We start from the raw sequence: 22,394 nt of genomic DNA, 5'->3' as shown, positions 1-22,394 counted from the left end.
AAATCATATAGGTTGGATATGAGCATTAACTATATTTTCCGATATTAGTTAATAACTATATCCCGTTGTTAGCGATAATTAAAACCAATAGAAATAATAAAATCCAAGCATTATGAGAAAACTGATTTACATTTCATCTTTTCTAATCTTTTTTACTAGTTGTGGGAAAAAGGAAAGTATTGATTTAAAAGCCGAAGGCGAGAAAGTCATGGAAACAAGCCGAAAATGGGCACAATCAAAAACCAATGAGGAATATTTAAGTTATTGGACTGATGATGCAATTCTAATAGCACCTGGACAACCAACATTAAGAGGAAAAGAACAAATATCAAAAATGTTGGAGGCCAACGCTCAAATTCCCGGTTTTGAAGTTAATTGGGAGCCTAAAGAGGTCTTTGTTTCTGAAAGTGGTGATCTGGCATATTTAATAGAGAATATATATTTCGGAGTTAATGATTCTCTTGGAAATAAGATAAAAACTTTCAACAAAGCGGTTACAATTTGGAAAAAACAACAGGACGGAACTTGGAAAAATGTAGTCGACACCTTTAATCCCGATCCATCCGTTACTTCTTTGGAATGAAAAACGAATCGCTAACAATACCTATGATCCATTGCTTACGGATTTCCTTGCAGGAAATCCTCGCCCATTTGCTAACTTGGAGCTACCGCGGAAAAGTCCTTCGGACGTTTTCTGCAACCTATCATAGCCGAACCGTTGGCAGCAATTGGGAATAACAAAATCCGAATAATACTATGAGAAAGCTTTTTATACTTGGATTTGTCGCAATCGTTTTTCTCTCATGCAATAATAAAAAAGAAGAGTCTCCTAAACTTAATAAGGCCGAAATTGAAAAAGAATTGTGGAAGGCAATCGAGGCTAGATTTTATTCTTGGAGGGACAACAACTATGATGCGCACATGGAAACATACCATCCCCATTGGCGAAGATGGTCTCTGACTTCCAAAAAACTATTAAAAAAAGAGGGGTTCATCAATTTATGGGACTACGTCAAAAAAAACGAGGAAGTAATCGAAATGGAACTTGAACCTATTGAATTCACTATCATGGGAAATGGTGAAACCGCGATTGTCCATTTTGTGTCTAAAGAGACTTTTAAATGGATCGGTCCAAGTGAACCGTCAATTTATGGGGAATATATGGAAAAAGATAGTATTTATACCGGTACGTTAAGATGGAGTGATGTTCTGGTAAAGGTAAATGGAAAATGGCAGTGTATCGGTGGACATAGGGATAAAAGTCAATTAAAAAATAGCCTGTCAAAATAATCAACGGCTACGGCTCATATACAAGGGGGTTGGCAAACATTAAAATCTAATATGAAGTACGTTTATTTAATTCTTGTAATTACTTTCTTTTCTTGTAAACCTGACAAGGCTTTTACTGAAACTGAACAAAAGGAATTTGAAAAAATGGCACAAGCCTATCAGAGTATTTATATGGAGGGAGGTGAAAATTTAGACGAGATTTTAGCCGGAATCGATAAAAGCATTCAAATGTGGGAAAATGGAAAAATTTGGACATATGATGACATGGTCAAGTTTGGTCCACATTTACCTAAGAAAACAGTTATTGAAAACTACGATGAGCAAAAACTGTTGGAAAGAGATTTAGGTTATGATTTTGTCAGCATACTATATATAAATACTAAAGGTGATACTTTGAGAGAGACTACCTCTAGAATTTGGAAAAATTCTGATAAAAAATGGCAAATTGTATACATGAGTAATTTGATTAATAAAGCGGACTGAATAAAAAACGTTTGCCGACAATGGCAAGGATTGACCTGCTAGCCCGACAATTTTCCTTAATTTTAAAATATAAATAGGGTAATCGCTATCAACAGGTACTTTTACTGCTTAGCTGATAACACATTTACAATGTAACTAACCAGCCCGATTCTCCAACCGTTCACTCTGTCCTTACTCCAGGTTGAATTGACAGAGAGTCGCGGCAAAACTACTCGCCATAACCGGGCATGGCTTGGACCGTTTTGCCTAATTTGTTAATTGTCCCGTAATTAGAAGGTTTAGCGGAACCATATTTTGATTAACTTTTTATTGATTATTTTCATTTTTCTATCCAAAATCATCACGGTTACACTGACAAGAACGACAAAACATGTTACTCCCAAAACAACTGATGTCGGGGATAGTGAATGATAAAAGAACCTACTTAGCCCAAATCCTGTAATACTTCCATAAAGCATAACGGAATGTAAGATATAAATGGGTAAGGTCTTTTGCCCGATTCTTAGGAGTACCTTGCTTTTGAAATATTGACGAAAGAGCACAAAAAATGCAAAAACAAATAGCACAACACCTAAACGAGCAAAAAGATAGGTATGCTGTAAGGCGTCCTGAAAAAATTGCAACCCGGTTATTTCCTTGAGATCTCTGATGATTTCATAGGAGTTGGCCACCAAAATATATCCCCCCAAAAGTGCAGTTATGATTGCGTTCCTATAAAAATTGGTTTTGGTATGCTGATTTGCGAAAACTACTGCTAAAAAACCCCCAAAGGAAGTAAACCCGAACCAAGGTGCTATCGTAAAGACCGAACCATTCGCCTTTGTAAAATAGTTGGATAAAAATTCGGGCATAAAAGAATAATCCCATTGCTCATAACTGGCTTTGAAAATAAATAGCAAAATGGTTATTGAACACAAAAGCACTGGAAAGACCTTTCTTTTGGATTTATAGGAAACCAGATATACCAAAACGATCAATATTATGGACAAGCCCAGGCATTGGAGTACATGTACTATATCATAAGAGTCGTTGATAGCTCCTTTAAATACCTTGGAAAAACGTATTTGCAATAGATAACCGATGGCCATGAGTTGAACACCTCTTTTAATCCCTTTTCCAACTCGGGGGTTGGAAATGCCCTGGCTATGTTCCCGCACTAGCAAGAAGGTAAAGATGAAGCCTGAAACTGTGAAGAATAGGGGGGCCGTAACCCCTCGAAAGTAACTCCAAATAGAAAAAAACAGATCATCCTTGTCCCGGTAAACGTCTGACAATAGGGCCGCCACAAAATGACCTTGTAACATCATCAAAATTGCCCAAGCTCTCATGGCATCTATGAAATAAAGTCTATCGGTTTTTGCTTTTTTAATCATTGTAGGTACCCCTGACCCTAGTGGGCTAATGAGGTCGAGGACCAAGGTACATCCATTATGTCCATTATCACTCCAGAAATCAAGGAATATGTCGATTTTAAAAAGAAGTTGACCATATTCCTATACTAAAGAGATGGGTTCAAATAGGAAAGCTATTAGGAAATTAGAGGTAACGAAATCAACTTTCTATAAATGGAAGAAAGCCTTCGACAAAGATGGCCCAAAGGGATTATTGGGAAAATACCATGGCCTATAACCATCGCAAGACAATAAAACCGGAGGTCGTCGAAAAGGCATTGCAGCCCAGAAAGGAAAACGAACTAGGCCCAGGGCAAATCAAATGGTATCTGGAAAGATATCGTGGGATGATAACATCTGAATCCAGTGTCTATCGGATTTTGAAAAAACACAAAGTGGAGAGGCCGAGCAAACGGGTTTCAAAAAGAACGGTACATAGCAAAGGATATTCAAAGTTGGTGCATGGTCATAGAAGTGCTCCAAAGAACTGTCCCTAAAATCCACATCTTGGCCAATACCCAATTTTATATCTATATGACCGGGCCGTTTTATGATTTATAATAGCGTAAGAGGGCAGTACGGGCAGGAGACACTGTATGGAGGGCTTTTTAACAAATAATTGTCAACTAATGACTGAACAAGTTGTACTTTCACCGCGTTAAAAGTTCGATAGCCTGCCATTATTTTTATCTTCACAGATCTAATTTATCCCTGCTCTCAAGCAATTTAATACGCAAAAGGAACCGGTTTGACCGAAATAGCCAAGGTTCAACACAGAAATCCTATTAAGGAAATGTGGGTATTCCTTGGAATTAATGAATCAATTTAAAATGTAAAAGAACGTATGAGTATTTTAAAACAGATAATCAAAAGAATAATTAATACTAAACATCAAATAATGCAAAAAGGAACGGTAAAATTTTTCAATAACACCAAAGGATTTGGTTTTATTAAGCCCCAGGATTCAGATGAGGATGTATTTGTGCATCAAACGGGTCTGATTGATAAGATTCGCGACAACGACGAAGTTGAATTTGTCTTGGAAAGAGGAGAAAAAGGCATGAATGCGGTCCAGGTAAAATTAGCACTGGATTAAAGATTCTGCAAGGAATAAAAAAACCATCCCCAGGGATGGTTTTTTTATTTAATTACATAAATGGACCAATATGGACGAGGCTATAGATTTTTTCCTAATCAATGCATAGTCCGCATTTTAAAAATGGGTGCCAAATAATCTACAGGATTGATCTTTTATTTTAAATGAACTTGATCGATGCATTGTTTGCAGTCCAGTTTAAACTCAAAACGTTTTGATCCAGGGCCATAGATACTGTGAATAGACATAAGAAATCTTTTAAGTATAGCCTTTTGAACACAGGAATAAAACAAGATTAGTTGGTCAATATTGCGGTTGCCACGCTCACCTTTCCCTCCCTTTGCACATTGAGGAAAACAGTACCATTTTCGGTAGTATTGTATTCGTTGCACGCATTACGAATTGGATGTTTGTTATGTGGCAATTGCCGTCCTTTTCCCTAACAGATGTAGCATTTTAATATGATTCCAAATGGCACCACCAAGGGTTTTTTGGGTATGATAGGGCATCCCAAACTCTTTGGCCGTCTCGGCTACAATGCCCGATAGGTTCTTATAATGTATGTGACAGATGTTAGGCAATAAATGATGCTCCACCTGGTAATTTAACCCTCCGATCAACCATGAGAAAAGTCCGCTTCGAGGCGCAAAATTAGTGGTTGTAGCCATTTGGTGCATAGACCAGTCACCGGCGATCAGACCATTTTCGTCTGGCATGGGAAACGCTACCCCGGGCATAATATGCGCAATCTGGAATACTGTACTGATCAAAAATCCCGTTACCAGATGCATGCTGATAAAAGCGAGTATAATAATCCAAGGTTCAATAGGTACAATAATCAACGGTAGGACCAGGGCAAAACTATAGTAGATGAGTTTCCATAGGATCACTATGGAGATCTCTTTGCGGAACTCGTTTTTTTTGTTTAAAAAGCCCATCTTTCTGTAACGATTGATCCGGACAAAATCCTTGGTGGTGACCCAGGAGATTGTTGATAAACAATAAAAAAACCACGCGTACACGAACTGAAACCGATGTAACCAATATCTTTTGGCATTAGGGGAGAAACGAAGAAAAAAGGGAGCATTGATGTCATCATCCGCCCCTGTGATGTTAGGATAGGTATGATGCAATACATTATGTTGTATCCTCCATACAGTCGCACTGGCACCTATAAGGTTCATTGTGTATCCCATAAACCTGTTAACAGTCTTGTTCCGCGAATACGAACCATGGATGGCATCGTGCATAATGCCCATCCCAATTCCGGCCATTCCAAGTCCACCGATGAAATAGAGAAGAAAAAGTAACCATGGACCTGTAATAAGTCCCAAGTTAATGATGGTCAATGGCACAATAAACAATGCAAGCATCAAGACCGACTTGGCAATCATGCTGTTATTGGCATGTTTACTTATGCCCTTGGTCTTAAAATACTGATTGACCTTGATTTTTAACGTTTTTGAAAAGTCAGATCCTGTTCTTTTCGAGAATTTCGGATTTTTGATACGATTATTACTTACTTTTTAAAACACCCACCAGCACACTATTAAAAGGGGAACCTGTCCCTGATGGAACAGCTTTTACCCCAATGGGGCTATGTAGGAGGCTGAAAATATGGAACTGTGAAGAAATTAATAGGATATCTATAATGAAAATTAATACTTGCACCAAGGACAACCTATATAATCTGGTCGTTGTTCCTTAAACTCAGTTTAAAAACGGTTTAAAGCACTATTGCTATTACTATACTGCACAAGCAAAAAACCAAATTACGGCAAAACGAGCTTGATTGCAGGGAACCTATCTAAACTATTAGATAATAGCAAAGGTAGGTTTAATTAGAGCAGTGCTTTCAAATAATATGTTAAAGTCTTAAAAATAAGTATTTTACATACTCTAAAGAATATCAAATATGCAGTTGAAGCGAACGATTTAATGACTATCTTTATAGGAACTTAATTTTTGTAAAACCCTTTCTTAAACCATATACCAAGACTTTATAACCAAAAGAGGAAAGGGCATTTTTAGCGCTTATTTACAAACACTTCACAATTTATTGCGACACTGGCATCAAATACCTTGTTGGTCTCCATTTAAACCTTGGTATTTTTAACATAAACTACCATCCAGAGGAGAAGAAGGAAAATTTTGATCAAGGAAAACAGTTCTTCAAAGATGTCCCACGATAAACTGGGCAGTTAAATTTAAAAGTAGAAAAATGGCAGATAAAAAGGATTTGGATTTTACATATACCACCATAGACAAAATATTCCGTTTAAGTATGGGCGAAACAGGGGATTATAGCGGAGCTAAGTACGATGGCGATTTTTCAATGTCCTTGGAGGAAGCACAACTGGCAAAGAACAAATTCATAGCCGATAGTCTGAAGATAAATCAAGAAAGCAGGGTACTGGATATGGCCTGTGGCTGGGGGCCTTTCTCTCACTACATTACCCGGGAAAGGGGGGCGACCAGTATTGGACTAACGCTGTCGAACGGGCAGGCAGAAGCCTGCCAAAAGAACGGACTGAAGGTATTGGTCAAGGATTGTCGTTATGTAAAACCTCAAGATTTTGGAACGTTTGACGCCATAGCTTGTATAGGAGGATTGGAACATTTCTGTTCCATTGACGAATGGAAAGAAGGTAAACAAGAAAAAGTATATCGAGATTTTTTTGAGACACTTGCCAACTTAATGCCCCGCGGAGGAATGGTTTATATGCAAACGATGACCTTTAGCAAAAATATGATCGACTATGAAGATTTGGATGTCAAGGCCAAAAAAGGTTCGGCCGCCCATGTTATGGCCCTAATGGTCAAGGAGTTTCCGGGTTCATGGCTTCCCTACGGCCCGGAAATGGTAATAAGAAACGCCGAACCGAACTTTAAACTCATTTCCCAAAGCAGTGGAAGGTTGGATTATATTGAGACGATACGCCAATGGCGAAAGAGGTTCAGGAAGTTTAATCTGAAAAAGTACGGACTTTATTTGTCCTTAATTCCGAAATACATTATGGATAAGGAATTTAGGCACCAGGTAGCTGTTTTTAAAATTAGCCCTAACAAAATATGCTTTGAAAAAGAAATAATGGATCATTATAGATTCGTATTCGAGAAAATATAGCTTAGGGTAAACACGGTAAACAGTAGATCAAGCGGGAAAGTCAAAATCTGATAAAACAGCACCTTCAAAAACGCCTCGGAAAAGACAAAAAGCTAATTATGCAGATAACACTATTCTTAATCATACTGTCTTCATTTGTCATTTCCCCTTCCCAGGAGACAAACCAGATAGGACAGATAGAGGGGGTTTACCTAGGGCGTGTTGAGGGCGGTTATTCTTTTTGTTGCAAAACTGGTCCGGAAGTCGAAGGAATATTGGTCTTCAACGAAGTCCTGTCCGTAATACTCAAAAAGCACCCATTACATTTTGACAAACACATTGGGGAAAATTTCATAATCTCGTTTACCAAGGATGTAATGGTTTGGCACGATGGTAGTAAAGAGATATCGACGATAATACGCTTACAAAAGCTTATGCCAGGGCAACACCTTTAAGAGTGATATTTCAAAATTGATGCATCAACCACGATTTTCAGTTCTTACTAGGGTTTAGGCATCAACTCTTTTGCCATAGATTCTGAAGTTCACAGATTTTTAAGCCTTGCCAAAAGTCGGATTCATAAAATCACTTGGTTTTAAACGATAAGAATTGCTGCGTGATTACCGATAACATTTCGGGTCTAATAAAGATTCAACCCCACGGATGATTCCTTGCCTTGTTAATCAATTCATGCATTGAAGAATAAAAACAGCATAATAGTCAAGGAAGCTGAAAGTAAAAAAGTAGTCGAACTGAAAGTGCCAGTTAACCAATTGTGTGCTAGTTTGCCCAAAAGATTCATGGGATGGTCGCCATAGTAGTTGTATTGGTATTTTTCAATCATTCGATATCTATACAGCCCTCGAATGCTGCCCACTATAAGGTGGATGAACACTAACCCAATAATTATGGATTCTGTATTCAAATCCAAAGATATTCTCATCTTTTGTTTTTAATTGCATCACCTACTCCAATGAATGGAATTGCCCCTGCACCCGTTACCTCAGGTAAAATCCCGTTCCATTTTTCTATGGCCTTAAGGTTTGCTTCTATCTTCCTGAGTTCAATAAGGTCGGGTGAAATATTCATTTTTTGTAACCGTAGCGCCTCTGCTTCGGCTGTTGCTGCAGCAATGGTCTGTTCTGCTTCGACCCTAATCCTGTCCAGGTCCCTTTTTGCCTTCAATGCATTTTGCTCCGCGGTTTGTTTTGCCTCAATGGCATCGGTAAAGGTTTGGGAAAAGCTAAATGAGATAATCGAAAAAGCGTCGACCGATATGTTCGATGCGAGTAATCTTGATGTAAGCGCTTGCTGCATTTCGGTACTGACCGCCGGTCTTTTGGTAATCAATTCCTCGGCAGTATATCTGGCCGACACCGCTTTCATTACTTCCTGAATGGCAGGGTCAATGATCCGCTCCTTAAATTGCACGCCAATAGTTTGATATACCAAATTGGCTTTATCGGGTATAATGTGATAATTAAGGGCTACGGATAAATCCACATCCTGCAAGTCAGAGGATGAAGAGGCAGCATCTGTCATCGCTTTTTGAATTTTTACGTCCATTAAAATGACGGTTTGCACTATTGGAATTTTGAAGTGGATGCCTTCATTCAATACTTTGTCCTGAACTGCACCAAAATTCTGGACAACGCCTCGCTCACCGGCACCAATCTGAACCCATGGTTTAAATGCAAATAGTAATACCATTAATGCAGTAATAATGATCAGATTTCTCCACTGACCTTTTTTCAATACGCTTTTTATCTCACCCATAGGGTCATTATCCATAGTAATTAGGTTTAATTATAAAGATAGGATTTCCCGTACCCGAGCTTCTTATACTAATTCAAGCCAATCTTACATAAATCACACATTGTATATTACGGATAAGATACTATTTGCCCAGGTTCTTTTAATCTGAAAGTCTGTGGTCATGAAAAACGAAGTGATTCTGACAGAAAAGAAACTATGGGAACTTTAGCCGCTGGCGAAAGACTATTTTTAGCCAAAAGGACATTTTAAGCTATTAGTAAGGCGTTTTAAGAGTGGATAACAGTTGTATGGGGTTAATTGGCTTTGGAAGGGTGCTATCGGCAGGCGGACTGAGTCAAAATTCTAGGTGTTCAAATAGCTTGTATCCCGCATTTTATCTGTCTTAGTGTCGTGTTAAACCTGATCTAATAGTGTTATGTTTCAACTATCTTTGCATCTTGTAAGATGTGTAGATAAAGGTGTGTATTACGCCTATCACAAGTAAGCAAATAGAGAAGGAATTATGAAGCATACGAAGAAAGAACCTAAAGACAACAATAATAGTATTGACAGGCCATTGACCCGCCATGAGAGCTGGAAAAATCACCGGAGGCATAATGCCTTAAAACTAATACGTTTTTCTTAAGGACCAGTACTATTTAAAGAGGGCAAAAGCCCTCTTTTTTTCTTTATAGTAAACGATAATAATTATCTTGCAAACGTTTTTTTGTTTTAACAGGGAAGTCAATTCAAGGGTTTCGAAGATAGTAATAAAACCCTTACTTTTCATTCAGTGGGTTGACATAGCTAAGTTATGGGTCCATAAATGGCATATTCCTTTTCTTTTTCAATGGCCCAAACAACATTGCCGTAATCAAAATGCCAATATTCCTTCAAATCACATACAAAATCTTCGTCTTCAAATAGACCGATTAGAAGTGCCCTATTTTTTTTCGCCTCAGGACTAATATCTGGATAGTAGGGATAGCATTTTTTTGAAAGATTAATCTCCAATCCGTTGTTGGTGCCAAAATCCATCACACGATCTTCAAGTTTGTCATAAATCAAAGCATCTACTGCTCCGCCTGTACCGTGCATGGACATTGTTGGGGAAGCGATAAAATAGCTTATGATTTCTCTGATTTCAGTATTCGATTTTTCGGGATGTTCTTTCCGGTAGTAGGCAAATTTGGAATCCCATAAAAGTTGTTGATGTTCAGAAGATCTCCAAGCAGAACGAACAATCAAAATTTTATTTTGCCTATCCAATTGTTTGCTGATTCGGCCTATTTTTATGAATATATCTTCTCTGACGAGGTACTGATAGTCTTTTGATATTGAAGGTTCAAAAATCAAATTAAAACTAGTATCTAACAAACTCACTAGTGGTGAATGATTTTCCCGAACCCAAATGGAGGGGGCCAAAAGTTTATGCTGAAGGTCTTTTGTCTCGACCGCTTCACAGTATGTTTGCACATTCATATAAATCGATTGTGTTTTTTGTAATGTAGGGGGTGCTGAATACTCTTAACAATGCGCTATAATTCAGGTCGAACGCTACCGTATCTCCCACTCTTAAACTTGTTTTGGTATTGTCTATCAACATGTGATCACTGCTAGCACCTAACACGGTTATTTTTTGTTTTGGAGTGATTCCTGAAACAATGACGTCCTGCATTCCAATCGCGAGAACGGCCCTATCCATTAAGCTCTTATTCTTAAACCTAGGGATATCACCGTTCGTATTTTGATATACTTCCCCATAGGGTTGTGATGGTTTTCGTTTTGCTTCGATAACCTCTGCTCTTAAGGTAAAAATATCGGTAAAAAGTCCTGGTATAGGTTTTCTACAAAGTGCTTCCCTGCCTAAAAAAATAGATTCGCCCAATCGTAAGCTATTTATTCTGCCTATATCCTTTGAAGACGTAAACCAGTTGTGATTTGCAGAGTTTCCGCCGGACACCATTGTTAGGGTGATTTTGAATTTTTCTTCCAAACGGATTGCTATTGAAGACAACTCGTTCATTTTGTCTGCATCAGGACTTATTCCGCCAAAGCATGCGAGATTTGTTCCTATACCTACCAAGACCAGACCTTCCAAGTTTAGCACCTCCTTTACAAGGGCATTCATTTCCGATGGCATGATTCCTTCTCGCAAGTCTCCAAGTTCCACCATAAGAACAACCTTATGTGTAATATGGTTTCTTAAGGCGCATTCCGAAAGTTTTTTTAGAACTATTAATTCGGAATTTAGGCTTATGTGAGCATGAATAACCACTTCTTCCGCTTGGCTGAGCGCAGGTGTTCTGAGTAACAGGTATTGTGCTCGTATACCCGCTTTGCGCATTTTTATAATATTCGAAATTCTAGAGTCTGCCAGAATTTCAATACCATTTTTTACCAAGACATCAGCAATTATTGGATTGCCCCCAATCACTTTGGTAACCCCTATTATATTTATGCCTTTGGAGCCATACAGTGTTTTCAACTGTTGTATATTATGGGCAATCTTCCCTAAATCTATATCTATCCTAGGAAGATTCAAACCAACACCGACTCTCTTTTTAACTCTGGAAATGTTTTGATCAACTCCTTTACCAGTTTATCGCATCCATGCATTAGGACATCTGTAACAGGTAGATTATATTCTGATTCATACTGACCTATTACATGGTTCACTTCAGCATGGGTCATGTTTTCATGGTTAATGGTAATTGCTATGACCGTTGATTTGGAGAATATCTCTATCATTTCAATCTCGTCTACCAAGTCCAACATCGGAATTTCGGGATAGTCACAATAACTTTTTCGTTTTGGAGGATGCTGTATAATGATCGCATCTGGCATTGCCCCTCGAATAATAGCACTTGAAGAAGTAAATGCAGGATGGCTTAAAGCTCCCTGGCCTTCAACAACAATGATATCCGGTTGTTCTTGCTCATAGGCATTTAGGATGGCGTTTTCAACTTCACCGGTGGCGAACCCTGATGTTAAAACATCTATGGCCACTCCGTATTTGGAGCCTTGGAGCAGGCCTGTCTGACCGGTGGTCACAAAGACAGCGTTCAGACCTTCATCCCGTAATGCTTCCACTAATACTAATGCAGTAGTTCTTTTGCCTACAGCACAGTCGGTTCCCATTACCGTAATTATCGGAACCTTTACCTCTTGAATACGTCCTGAAAAATTATGGAGGTTTTCACGTTTTGGTGGTTTTCTAACATCCTGTATAGTTACTCCATAATTACGGGCCATACGGGTAAATTGAGTATTCTCGTTAAAAAATTCAGGAAGACCGTTAACGATGTTCATCCCACTCTTCATAGCGGTAAAAATAATTTCCTTTTGTTCATCGTTTAAAAAGGAAGCGAGTGGGGCGATACCATAGATAAAGTATTCCGGGATAGTGCTTAATTCTTCTAAGGCAAGTGCTATACTTTCGAAAATGGGAATGGCATTTTTTACACCATCAAGATATTCGCCTGCATCCTGACCAGCCGTCGAGCTATCAATGACCCCAACGATATTGTAGGTCTCCGATTGCCGAATAAGTCCATTGGCCACTTTACCGTCTATACTCCCAAATTCATTTTCGCAATAAACCAATGCGTTTGCTCTCATAGTGTTTGTTTTAAGTTTTAATAATCGATAGGCTACCTTTATAAGGTTCTAACTTACTGTCGAAATGGACAGGTTCATTGGCGGAAAGATTATTTGGAACGGTACAGAAATACGTATAATCGTATTCAGAGTTTCGTCTAGGGCCTTACCTTGGCGCAGACAATATCTCCCATTTCAAACCGTTTTGCCATTGTACCAATTCCTGATTACGCATTTATGCTTCATAGTTAATTCCTATTCGCCCTTAATGGTAGTACAGGTCATCTTGAACTTATGATTTGCTTCAATTGAGCTGGTGGAATGCCCTGGTACAAGAATCGAGTCTCCCTTTTGCATGAAGGTGGAGTTATCATTGATAACAACTTCCGCTTTACCCTCGATGATGTAAATAAATCGGGGAAAAGGAGATGTCTCATAAGATTGCACTTTGCCATAATCGAATACAAATACCTGTATGACACAGTTGTTTTCGACTATTATGTTTTTTACCACTATCGTATTAGAAATATACTCTAGTGCATCTGCCAAGTTAAACTTCTTGGATTCTTCAAATTCACCATTTTCCACGGTTAAGCAATAAGGTTTATGATGTTTTCCTTTTATTCCGCTCTATTCTTGGCATTCCGTTTTGCCCTTTTGGCGGCCTTTTTCTCTTTAGGAGTGCTTGATGGCGCTGTTTTCCCAGATTTTTGTCTACCTTCTTTTTCTCTCGACATAATTTTAATTTTTAATTGATTTATGGAAGCGAAACGGCGAGCATCAACATCATTAACAATAGAATAAAACAGTAAGCACATTTCCTCATGGCATATGTCTTTACATTTACTATCTACCTATATAAATTTGTTTGGCAAAATCTTCGGTAATAAGAAGCCTAATCTATTCGATTTTTTCACGAAAAAAGAGCAGTGTTTTTTAGTTCCTGCTCTTTTTTGGACTTCTAAAATTTAAAAGTACTTATCAATAAACAAAATTAAATTCTCTCTCCCTTAGTATGGTGCAGGCCATATATTTGCCCTAAGTCATTTTTTAATTCTGATCAAAGTGGGTTTTAAATTACCCTGCAATTCATTTTCCATTGCGGCTTTTGGGTTTCCACTGTCAAATATCGATTTAAAGACATCTCTTAATTTTTTGAGATTACCGTAAACTAAAATGTTCTTTTCAAATATTCCCATAAATGTTGTGTATTTTGAATACGGTTCATTAAAATCATTGCAAAAGTCAAAGGTGCGACAGAATCATGGGAAGTATACTATATAAATGTTTGTAAACCTTGCATATATCACAGGTTTTCGAGATTTTGCTGTCTTTTTTCCTTTAGCTTTTTATAAAAAGATGGTGTGAGACCGGTTACTTTTTTAAATTGATTCGACAGATGGGATGGGCTACTATAGTGAAGTTTATGGGCAATCTCTGTGAGGTTGAGCTCATCATATAACAGTAATTCCTTTACCTTTTCAATTTTATGTTTGATGATATAATGCTGTATGGTGATTCCTTTCACTTCAGAAAACATGTTCGACAAATATGTGTAGTCGTATCCTAATTTTTCGCTTAAATAACCAGAATAATTGGTTTTTGGAATTTCATCCGTATAATGAATCATTTCTATAATCGCAGTCTTTATTCGCTCAATTAGGATACTCCTAGTATCATCAAGCAATTCAAGTCCCGATTTAAGAAGGTTTTGCCCAAAAAGAATTTGTTTATCTTTCGGAATGTCTTCCAGGATTTCGACCATTCCGAGATCCAATGTTGCGTGGTCCAAGTCTAACTTTTTCAATTCTTCCCTTACCAACATTTTGCAACGTTGACTAACCATATATTTAATATATAATTTCATGTTTTTAGTTTAATGGTCAAGTAAAAAGTAAAGGTGATCATCTAGCTAGTGCGCACAAAAAGCAATGAACTTTTACATCTTAACTCCTAGATCGTTAAAAAAGCTTTTCTACTTTGAGTAGATTATTCTGCTGTCTTTTGAAACCAGTAATTCGCAGTTGAAATTGTTTATTTTAAAGGTAGTTAATAAATGGTGTTTTGATGTATGAACATAAAAATCTTTTAGATGTTAAAGTGTTTATTTTTAATGTTTTAGCATCTTATTTGCAGAAACTTCGCTGTTTAGATTTAATCCTGTTGAATCCAAGTGGGAATATATTTGGTTTAAAGCACTATCTAAATGCAAATAATAACCTTAACAATCGCACTTCAGAAATCTTTAAGAGTACAAAAGTTATCCTAATAATAACTCTGTTTCTAAGAAAGCTTCAAAAAACGAACGTTTTTTGAGACATCGTATATTAGGCCATAAAGCTACATATAATGTTGTACATATGTTGTACAGAAACAAAAAACCCAAGAATAATTTCTTGGGTTTTGCTTTGTTTTATGGTAGCGAGAGAGGGACTTGAACCCTCGGCCTCCGGGTTATGAATCCGACGCTCTAACCAGCTGAGCTACCTCGCCATAGGTTTTTTAAACGGCTGCAAATATAAAGTTTAATTTCCTGTCCGTCAAAATTAGCCCGCCAAATTATTCTACTAGTTTTATTTTTTTATCATTTAGAAATATCTATATTGTCCGAAGAAAATTTAAGAATTGGAATGAGCGATAAAATTAGATTCGAATTAGAATTTGTTATACAATCTTCACCTCAGTTGTTGTATCAATACTTGTCTACCCCATCCGGACTTTCCGAGTGGTTCGCGGACAACGTAAATTCCCGGGGAGAAATGTTCAGTTTTATTTGGGACGGCTCGGAGGAGGAAGCCAAATTGCTCAAAAGGAAAAGCGACGAGTTTGTCAAGTTCTCCTGGACAGATCAGGAAGATGAAAGCTTTTTCGAAATGAAGATTATCGTAGATGAGATTACCAAGGATGTCTCCCTCTTCATTACCGATTTTGCCGAAGAGGACGAAATGGATGAAGCTAAGATGCTCTGGGAAAACCAGGTCTCGGACCTCAAACAGGTTTTGGGATCTTCCTAAGGTGCTTGGGGAATATAACGTATATTTGGCCTTGAAAATTTCAAGGCTTTTTTTATGGTCAATTTCAATGGTAATCTCGGTCCAAAGGACACTTTTTCCCTGGCCTTTGGGAACAGGGGATTTCGTTATGGCGATTCACTTTTTGAGACGCTGCGCGTGGTCAACGAAAAAATCTTTTTTTGGGAGGACCATTATCTTAGATTAATGGCCTCTATGCGCATACTTCGTATGGAAATCCCCATGAGTTTCACCATGGAATTTTTGGAGGAGCAAATTTTACACGTGGTTCGGGCCAATAATCTGGCGAAAGCACCGGCACGTGTACGCCTTACCGTCTTTAGGAACGAAGGAGGACTGTACCTACCCCTTACCAACGAGATTTCCTTTGTCTCCGAGGCAACTCCATTGGAAACTCCCTTCTATGTGCTGCAGGACGCTCCCTATGAGGTAGAGCTCTTCAAGGATTTTTACGTAAACCCCGATATGCTCTCCACCCTTAAAACGAACAACAAGATCATTAACGTAGTGGGAAGTGTTTTTGCCGAAGAAAATGGATATCAAAACTGCCTGTTATTGAACCATGCCAAACAGGTGGTGGAAGCGCTCAACGGGAACATTTTTCTCGTAAAGGGAAGCAGAATAAAGACCCCGCCTACCAAGGACGGTTGCTTAAATGGGGTTCTAAGAAAGAGAATGATCCAGCTAATCGGCAAATTGGATGCGTATTCCTTGGAGGAAGCCTCCATTTCACCCTTTGAACTTCAACAGGCCGATGAACTATTCATCACCAATGCGATTGTAGGTATTCAACCCGTTAGCAAGTATCGCAAAAAGGAATTTGATACAAGGGTGGCTAGAGATCTAGTGGGTAAATTGAACGCTATGGCGCGATTGGATTAGTTGAGGCTGGGATTTTCGGGCGAATTGGACCACAGCAGATAATTTCCTCCCAGTTCCATCATTTTTTCCTTCCAGAACGCACTTGTGGATTTTTGGATGATATCGCTTTCGTACTTGTTCCGCACCACGATCCAGGATTTGGAGGACAGTTCTTGGTCCAATTGCAGGGAATCCCATCCGGAATAGCCCAAAAAGAATCGAATATCGTCGTTGGTGATAATTTTATTATTGATCAGGTCAATGGTACTCTCAAAGTCGCCCCCCCAATAGATACCATCGGATATCTCTATACTATTGTCTATCAAATGCGGCACCTTATGTATGAAGTAGAGGTTGTCTTGCTCCACGGGGCCGCCATTGTATACTTGGAAGGGAATGTTTATCTCCGTGATAAGGTCGCTAATGTCATATTCCAAGGGTTTGTTCAAAATGAAGCCTACGGAACCTTCCTGATTGTGTTCGGCCAATAGCACGACCGACCTGTTGAAGGAAACGTCCCCGGTGAGGGTAGGTTCTGCAATTAATAATTTACCTTTTTTTGGCTTTAGACCGACCATGATATGATATACGTATTCTTAAAAATAAGATAATTCTTATGAAAACCAAAAAAAGAACAAAAACAAAAAACCCCGACGAGTACTACCGTCAGGGTTTTGTTGTATTTAAAACTATGGATTAGTTCACTGCATTGCCCAAATCGGCACCTGCTTTAAACTTTACAACATTTTTAGCTGCAATTTGAATAGTTTGTCCTGTTGATGGGTTTCTACCTTCCCTAGCATTCCTTCTGGATACTGACCAAGATCCGAAACCTACCAAAGATACTCTGTTACCACCCTTAAGAGATCCTTCTACGTTTCCTAGGAAAGATTCCAATGCCTTTTTTGCCGCTGCTTTTGTAATGCCGGCATCAGCTGCCATTGCATCGATTAATTCTGTTTTGTTCATAATTTAATTAAATTAATTGTTGTTACTATAATTTTAAAGCTAGAACAAATTTATACGGATTTGCGTGTAACGCAAGTGAATTGGGGGTAAATCCCCATTTTTGTTGATAACTTAAAACGTTTGTTGATAAAGTAGGGGTTTTTTTACGCTTCTCGCAGCCCCATAGTAGCGGGGCCTCAGCTAACATATGCGTTTTTGACCGGTTTCCATCCATTTAGGATTTCCGAGACCGCCATTCTGCGTTTTCCGGGCAATTGCATCTCCAAAAGATGAATATATCCATTTTTAACGGCCACCTTTAGTTCCTTTCCATCAAGAAGTAGTGCTCCTACCTGCTGTTCGTGCTTTTCCTTTTGGGCTTTGGCCATATATATCTTTAGGAAAATGGATTCTTCCCCATTGTGTAGGGTGGTCCAAGCTGTAGGGTAGGGGCTGAGGCCCCGTATATGGTCATAAATACTATGTAAGGGTTTATTCCAGTTGATTTCACAGGTTTCCTTGTGGATTTTGGATGCCGATCTTAGTTGCCCTTGATTCTCTTGCTTTCTGGGACTTACTTCTCGTTTTTCAATAAGGGCCACAGTTTTTAGGACAAGTTCGGCGCCCAAGTGCATTAGCTTGTCGTGGAGGGTTCCCGCAGTGTCTTCGGGGCCAATGCCCATATTTTCCTGGAGTATGATTTCCCCGGTATCAATTTTATCATCAATAAAGAAGGTGGTCACCCCAGTTTGGTTTTCCCCGTTCATGATAGCCCAGTTAATGGGGGCCGCACCTCTATAATTGGGCAGGAGGGAGGCATGCAGATTAAAGGTGCCCAAACGGGGCATGGCCCATACCACCTGGGGCAGCATCCTAAAAGCGACCACAATTTGCAGGTTGGCGTTCAGGGATCGGAGTTCTTCCAAAAATGCAGCATCCTTTAAATTTGTGGGTTGTAGTACCTTCAAACCCTGTTCCAAGGCATATTTTTTAACTGCCGATTCCTGTAGCTTTCGTCCTCGGCCAGCGGGTCGATCGGGAGCGGTCACAACCCCCACTATGGTATGCGATTCCTGAACCAGCCTGCGCAGGGTACCGACAGCAAAATCCGGGGTGCCCATAAAGACGATTCGCAATTTCTCCATTTCAGTTGAGCTCGTATTCATTCTTGGCATTTATACCTATTTTTCCGTTTTCCAATAATTCTTGCAACACCTTTAAAACCACTTCCTCCCGATACGGCAATACGTTGATCATTTCCCTGGAGCCCTGCCTTTTTTCACCCAGTAGGTCCAGCACGTCCATTGCGATCACCTGTTGGACATCTTTGGTGACCTTTTTTTTGCGGGTACATACGTCACATTTGCCACAGCTCCCTTTCTTGTGCTCGCCAAAATAGCTGAGCAACTGTCTACTACGGCAGGTTTTGTCGTTTTTAACATAGGAAAGCATCTGTTCCACATGGCCGATCTTGGTTTGTTGTTGCGCCTTGATTTTCTTGGCAAAGACGTTGATGGTCCTATCATCCTCCCTTGGAACTATAAAAGTGATTTCCAGATCACTATGCTCCGCTTTGTACTTTATGATATCGTCTTTTTGAAGCGTTTCCAGAAAATCCAGGACCAGTTGCTCCGGAACCTTGGCCTTCTTGGAAATTAATACCGTGTTCACCTTGGTCTCAAAATCAAAGATACCACCATAGGTCCGTAATAAGGTTTGTGCAATTGGGGCTTCTTTTTTGTGTGTATCCAAATAGTGAAAAAGTTGCTGCTTGGAAGCAGTGAACTGAACGGTTGTTTTTTTGGAGAAAGCTTCAGAAAGGGCAATAACCGAATTTTGATCTAGGATTCGCAGGCCGTTATAGGCCCATATCGAATTTAATTTATAGGTATCGCAAAATTCATTGAAGCGAAATTGGAAGGTTTCATGCTCCCCTTCACCGTAGGCTATCTGAAAGTAGTTGCAGAGCTTGTAGTAAAGCAACTTTAGAAAGGGGATATCGGGAAGCACGCTCAAAAACTGATTTTTGACTTGTATCTCATCCGCACCATTGATGACCAAAACCGCTTCTGCATCACCGCCATCTCTCCCGGCCCTTCCGGCCTCCTGAAAGTAGTTTTCAATGCTATCCGGAATTTGGTAATGTACCACTAGGCCAACATCGGGCTTGTCTATACCCATTCCGAACGCATTGGTGGCCACCATTACCTTTATTTCATTTCGCATCCACAGCCCCAGGCGTTGTTCCTTTTCCCGCTTGGAAATACCACCGTGAAAATAGGTGGCCGTACACTTGTTCTCGTTTAACAAATGAGCGATTTCCTGAGCCATACGCCGTGTACGTACATAGACAATGCCACTTCGGGGCGTGGTTGTGCACAACTGCCTTAACCGATATCTTTTGTCCTCGTCTACCAGCACCTTAAAGGCGATGTTGTCCCGGGCAAAGGAGTCCTTAATTTCCAAGGGGTCTTGAAATTTCAGGTTTTCCACGATATCCTGGGCCACGCTTTGGGTGGCCGTGGCCGTTAACGCAATTGCCGGAGCATCCGGGGCCAAATCGCGCAATACCGAACAGCCCAAATAGGCTGGCCTAAAATCGTTTCCCCATTGCGAAATGCAATGTGCCTCGTCAATGGCCAAAAGATTTACCTGCATCTGCTGTATCCTTTCCTGTACCACTTCCTGTTGCAGGCGTTCCGGGGAAAGATATAAAAACTTGTAATTTCCGTATAGGCAATTATCCAACAGGTCGGTCAGTTCCCATGGTGGAATTCCGCCGGTTAGCGCAATGGCCTTGATTCCTTTTGTCCTAAGGCTATCTACCTGGTCCTGTATCAGGGCCACCAAGGGGGAGACCACAATACAAATACCCTTTTTGGCTAAGGCAGGCACCTGATAACAAAGAGATTTCCCACCACCTGTTGGCAGCAATGCCAGGACATCCCGACCTTCCAAAATTTCTGCAATAATCTGCTCTTGAGACCCTTTGAACTGTGAAAAGCCCCAATACTTTTTCAAGATTTCCCTGGGGTTCATCTGCATCACTGGAGCTTTAATCGATTCAAAATAAATGCAAGCCGTTCCTCCACATTGGTCAGGGGAACCATGACAATATCATAGCCAAACCGCCTGTAGGTGCGTTCCAAATGCTCGTGCACCTGCACGGCCTCTTCAAAGCTTTCGAACCGTTCATTGTCGGAAACATAGATTTCCTTCCAGGGTGGCAATAGAAATACAGTGTCGTACAAATGGGTTTTGCACGCGCTAACAAAATGGTCCTCGTAACTTTGCCCAAAGAAATCCATATAGGCCAGAACATCCGGGATTCCCCGATCGTAAAAGGCCGGTCTACCCTTGACTTCAGAAAGGCGCTTGAACTGATCGATCCTGCCCTGCAGTATCATTTCATTAAATTCGGCCGGATTGCTAACGCTGACAATGGGGTTGGAAACAAAGGCCTCCGGATTACCCTCCTTTTTCGCGTTAGAGGTCATGCTCCGGATGATTTCATGAAAGCAGAAAAATCCCGATTCCTCCAGCATCTTTATGACCGACGTCTTTCCGGTCCCCGGCCCGCCACTTATAACTACTCTAGTTGTGTTCAATAGAAAAGGTATTACAACCACAAAAGTACGCAAACCGGAAAGATTAAAATAATACATGTAGCATGGTATTTATTGTTCGGCGATACACGGACCTAGCGCCATAAGCGTTAAAAAACGTTAACAAAGGAGAAGAAAAAAAGGGAAGACCGAATAATTGCTAGGGTTGTTCTATCTTTGCAAGAAACAAGTACATGAACACCGAAAAATCGGATGAGTTTTATATAAGATTACGGGAACAGCTGGATCAAAATGGTACCTGGCCATCGGATTATCTTTATAAATTTATTGTTCCTACCGATACCGATAAGATTGAGCAGATCAACAAGATATTTGACAATACCGGCGCGGTCATAGAATCAAAAAAATCCAAAAAAGGAAAATACACGAGTATTTCCATCACCGTGCACCTCAAAAACCCGGACGAGGTAATTCAAAAGTACAAGGAAGTGGGTGCGATAAAAGGGGTTATCTCCTTATAAAGTAGCTTTTGTAGCATAATTTTGTTATTTTGCAGCCGTTATACGAGTACTTCCTTATTTTTTTAAGCATAAAACTTTTAATTTGAATCAAGTAGAAAACTTAGAATACAATACTGAGCGCTCAAAGCTCATTATTCCAGAATATGGCCGTCATTTCCAGAAAATGGTGGACCATGCCGTTTCCATTGCGGATAACGAAGAAAGAAATAGAGTGGCCAAGGCCATTATAAGCGTCATGGGGAATCTTCAGCCCCATCTGCGTGATGTACCCGATTTTCAGCATAAGTTGTGGGATCAGTTGTTCATCATGTCCGATTTTAAATTGGATGTGGATTCACCGTTCCCCATAACCAGCAAGGAAGTCCTTCAACAACGTCCGGAACCCTTGGAATATCCTCAGAATTTTCCAAAATATCGATTTTATGGCAACAACATCAAACGCATGATCGATGTGGCCATTAGTTGGGAAAAAGGTGACATGCGCGATGGTTTGGAATATGCCATAGCCAACCATATGAAAAAGTGTTACCTAAATTGGAACAAGGATACGGTAGAGGATGTTGTTATTTTTAAACATCTGGTTGAGTTGAGTGATGGTTTGATCGATTTGGCGGGTGGAGGTGAAAATCTTACCGAGAGCGGGCAGTTCCTTAAGAACAGGCCAACCAAATCCAACAGAAGCAACACGGGCAAAAAGAATCAAAGAAACAATAATCGCGGTAAGAAGCGGTATTAAACTTTTCTA

Annotated in this window: 26 protein-coding genes and 1 tRNA gene; 11 read left to right on the top strand and 16 right to left on the bottom strand. The window is 39.7% G+C overall.

What is annotated here, in order from left to right; all coding sequences use genetic code 11:
- Positions 1-112: 112 nt before the first annotated feature.
- The 3 genes from ACRD67_RS10555 (at position 113) to ACRD67_RS10545 (ending at position 1,773) form a co-directional block, all read left to right on the top strand.
- A complete protein-coding gene (locus tag ACRD67_RS10555) occupies positions 113-583 on the top strand; it encodes a YybH family protein (RefSeq protein ID WP_430967102.1) in 471 nt (156 codons plus the stop codon).
- Positions 584-756: 173 nt separating this feature from the next.
- Entirely contained in the window at positions 757-1,290 is a 534-nt protein-coding gene (locus ACRD67_RS10550; RefSeq protein WP_430967101.1) for a hypothetical protein, read from the top strand.
- A gap of 51 nt (positions 1,291-1,341) precedes the next feature.
- Positions 1,342-1,773: a hypothetical protein gene (locus tag ACRD67_RS10545; protein ID WP_430967100.1), complete on the top strand. Its 432-nt coding sequence runs from the start codon at positions 1,342-1,344 to the stop codon at positions 1,771-1,773.
- A gap of 278 nt (positions 1,774-2,051) precedes the next feature.
- Here the strand turns inward: ACRD67_RS10545 and ACRD67_RS10540 are convergent, their stop codons facing one another.
- The gene (locus tag ACRD67_RS10540; protein WP_430967099.1) at positions 2,052-3,146 is read right to left on the bottom strand and encodes a heparan-alpha-glucosaminide N-acetyltransferase domain-containing protein; all 1,095 of its coding nucleotides are present in this window, start codon (positions 3,144-3,146) and stop codon (positions 2,052-2,054) included.
- 133 nt (positions 3,147-3,279) lie between these two features.
- On the opposite strand from ACRD67_RS10540, the gene ACRD67_RS10535 reads away from it, so the two are divergent.
- Both ACRD67_RS10535 and ACRD67_RS10530 read left to right on the top strand, forming a co-directional pair.
- Positions 3,280-3,402: a helix-turn-helix domain-containing protein gene (locus ACRD67_RS10535; RefSeq protein WP_430967098.1), complete on the top strand. Its 123-nt coding sequence runs from the start codon at positions 3,280-3,282 to the stop codon at positions 3,400-3,402.
- Positions 3,403-4,062: 660 nt separating this feature from the next.
- Positions 4,063-4,260: a cold-shock protein gene (locus ACRD67_RS10530; protein WP_430967097.1), complete on the top strand. Its 198-nt coding sequence runs from the start codon at positions 4,063-4,065 to the stop codon at positions 4,258-4,260.
- 413 nt (positions 4,261-4,673) lie between these two features.
- Here ACRD67_RS10530 and ACRD67_RS10525 read toward each other — a convergent pair whose 3' ends face one another.
- Positions 4,674-5,633 carry a fatty acid desaturase family protein gene (locus ACRD67_RS10525; RefSeq protein WP_430967096.1) on the bottom strand — a complete coding sequence of 320 codons (960 nt, stop codon included), beginning with the start codon at positions 5,631-5,633 and terminating at the stop codon, positions 4,674-4,676.
- 848 nt (positions 5,634-6,481) lie between these two features.
- On the opposite strand from ACRD67_RS10525, the gene ACRD67_RS10520 reads away from it, so the two are divergent.
- Together ACRD67_RS10520 and ACRD67_RS10515 are read left to right on the top strand one after the other, a co-directional pair.
- Positions 6,482-7,387: a class I SAM-dependent methyltransferase gene (locus tag ACRD67_RS10520; protein ID WP_430967095.1), complete on the top strand. Its 906-nt coding sequence runs from the start codon at positions 6,482-6,484 to the stop codon at positions 7,385-7,387.
- 98 nt (positions 7,388-7,485) lie between these two features.
- A complete protein-coding gene (locus ACRD67_RS10515; RefSeq protein ID WP_430967094.1) occupies positions 7,486-7,821 on the top strand; it encodes a hypothetical protein in 336 nt (111 codons plus the stop codon).
- Positions 7,822-8,305: 484 nt separating this feature from the next.
- On the opposite strand, the gene ACRD67_RS10510 is transcribed toward ACRD67_RS10515, so the two are convergent.
- The 9 genes from ACRD67_RS10510 to ACRD67_RS10470 form a co-directional block, all read right to left on the bottom strand.
- Positions 8,306-9,157 (bottom strand): prohibitin family protein, encoded by an 852-nt coding sequence (locus ACRD67_RS10510; protein WP_411028790.1) that lies wholly within the window; start codon positions 9,155-9,157, stop codon positions 8,306-8,308.
- A gap of 771 nt (positions 9,158-9,928) precedes the next feature.
- Positions 9,929-10,603 (bottom strand): M15 family metallopeptidase, encoded by a 675-nt coding sequence (locus tag ACRD67_RS10505; RefSeq protein WP_430967093.1) that lies wholly within the window; start codon positions 10,601-10,603, stop codon positions 9,929-9,931.
- The gene (locus ACRD67_RS10500) at positions 10,581-11,666 is read right to left on the bottom strand and encodes an alanine/ornithine racemase family PLP-dependent enzyme (protein ID WP_430967092.1); all 1,086 of its coding nucleotides are present in this window, start codon (positions 11,664-11,666) and stop codon (positions 10,581-10,583) included. The genes ACRD67_RS10505 and ACRD67_RS10500 overlap by 23 nt, the downstream gene beginning before the upstream one ends.
- Complete coding sequence (locus ACRD67_RS10495; RefSeq protein ID WP_430967091.1) at positions 11,663-12,742, bottom strand: N-acetyltransferase DgcN family protein; 1,080 nt, start codon at positions 12,740-12,742, stop codon at positions 11,663-11,665. The genes ACRD67_RS10500 and ACRD67_RS10495 overlap by 4 nt, the downstream gene beginning before the upstream one ends.
- Before the next feature lie 234 nt (positions 12,743-12,976).
- A complete protein-coding gene (locus ACRD67_RS10490) occupies positions 12,977-13,168 on the bottom strand; it encodes a cupin domain-containing protein (protein ID WP_430967162.1) in 192 nt (63 codons plus the stop codon).
- Positions 13,169-13,341: 173 nt separating this feature from the next.
- The gene (locus tag ACRD67_RS10485; protein ID WP_430967090.1) at positions 13,342-13,539 is read right to left on the bottom strand and encodes a hypothetical protein; all 198 of its coding nucleotides are present in this window, start codon (positions 13,537-13,539) and stop codon (positions 13,342-13,344) included.
- Positions 13,540-13,764: 225 nt separating this feature from the next.
- Positions 13,765-13,920, bottom strand: coding sequence for a hypothetical protein (locus tag ACRD67_RS10480; protein WP_430967089.1), 156 nt, complete (start codon positions 13,918-13,920; stop codon positions 13,765-13,767).
- A gap of 107 nt (positions 13,921-14,027) precedes the next feature.
- Positions 14,028-14,588 (bottom strand): helix-turn-helix domain-containing protein, encoded by a 561-nt coding sequence (locus ACRD67_RS10475; RefSeq protein WP_411028796.1) that lies wholly within the window; start codon positions 14,586-14,588, stop codon positions 14,028-14,030.
- A 549-nt stretch (positions 14,589-15,137) separates the two neighbouring features.
- Positions 15,138-15,214, bottom strand: a tRNA-Met gene (locus ACRD67_RS10470).
- A 137-nt stretch (positions 15,215-15,351) separates the two neighbouring features.
- Here ACRD67_RS10470 and ACRD67_RS10465 point away from each other — a divergent pair.
- Both ACRD67_RS10465 and ACRD67_RS10460 read left to right on the top strand, forming a co-directional pair.
- Positions 15,352-15,735, top strand: coding sequence for an START-like domain-containing protein (locus ACRD67_RS10465; protein WP_430967088.1), 384 nt, complete (start codon positions 15,352-15,354; stop codon positions 15,733-15,735).
- 54 nt (positions 15,736-15,789) lie between these two features.
- Positions 15,790-16,635: an aminotransferase class IV gene (locus tag ACRD67_RS10460; protein ID WP_430967087.1), complete on the top strand. Its 846-nt coding sequence runs from the start codon at positions 15,790-15,792 to the stop codon at positions 16,633-16,635.
- Here ACRD67_RS10460 and ACRD67_RS10455 read toward each other — a convergent pair.
- The 5 genes from ACRD67_RS10455 to ACRD67_RS10435 all read right to left on the bottom strand — a co-directional run bounded on the left by ACRD67_RS10455 (position 16,632) and on the right by ACRD67_RS10435 (position 21,170).
- The gene (locus tag ACRD67_RS10455; RefSeq protein WP_430967086.1) at positions 16,632-17,192 is read right to left on the bottom strand and encodes a YqgE/AlgH family protein; all 561 of its coding nucleotides are present in this window, start codon (positions 17,190-17,192) and stop codon (positions 16,632-16,634) included. The genes ACRD67_RS10460 and ACRD67_RS10455 overlap by 4 nt on opposite strands.
- A 118-nt stretch (positions 17,193-17,310) precedes the next feature.
- Positions 17,311-17,583, bottom strand: a complete 273-nt coding sequence (locus ACRD67_RS10450; RefSeq protein ID WP_430967085.1) for an HU family DNA-binding protein — start codon at positions 17,581-17,583, stop codon at positions 17,311-17,313.
- A gap of 176 nt (positions 17,584-17,759) precedes the next feature.
- Positions 17,760-18,707: a methionyl-tRNA formyltransferase gene (fmt, locus tag ACRD67_RS10445; RefSeq protein ID WP_430967161.1), complete on the bottom strand. Its 948-nt coding sequence runs from the start codon at positions 18,705-18,707 to the stop codon at positions 17,760-17,762.
- Between the two features lies 1 nt (position 18,708).
- On the bottom strand, positions 18,709-20,607 hold the full coding sequence (locus tag ACRD67_RS10440; protein WP_430967084.1) for a RecQ family ATP-dependent DNA helicase: 1,899 nt from the start codon (positions 20,605-20,607) through the stop codon (positions 18,709-18,711).
- Positions 20,607-21,170 (bottom strand): AAA family ATPase, encoded by a 564-nt coding sequence (locus ACRD67_RS10435; RefSeq protein ID WP_430967083.1) that lies wholly within the window; start codon positions 21,168-21,170, stop codon positions 20,607-20,609. Before ACRD67_RS10435 ends, ACRD67_RS10440 begins: the two co-directional genes overlap by 1 nt.
- Positions 21,171-21,361: 191 nt before the next feature.
- Between ACRD67_RS10435 and ACRD67_RS10430 the strand changes: the two genes are divergently transcribed.
- Complete coding sequence (locus ACRD67_RS10430) at positions 21,362-21,649, top strand: DUF493 family protein (protein WP_430967082.1); 288 nt, start codon at positions 21,362-21,364, stop codon at positions 21,647-21,649.
- Between the two features lie 82 nt (positions 21,650-21,731).
- Positions 21,732-22,385: a DUF4290 domain-containing protein gene (locus ACRD67_RS10425; RefSeq protein ID WP_430967081.1), complete on the top strand. Its 654-nt coding sequence runs from the start codon at positions 21,732-21,734 to the stop codon at positions 22,383-22,385.
- Positions 22,386-22,394: the final 9 nt, after the last annotated feature.

This window comes from Eudoraea algarum, from assembly GCF_050589645.1.
In the GTDB taxonomy this organism is placed as follows: domain Bacteria; phylum Bacteroidota; class Bacteroidia; order Flavobacteriales; family Flavobacteriaceae; genus JBNGOQ01.
This window is presented reverse-complemented; position numbering and strand designations above follow the sequence as displayed.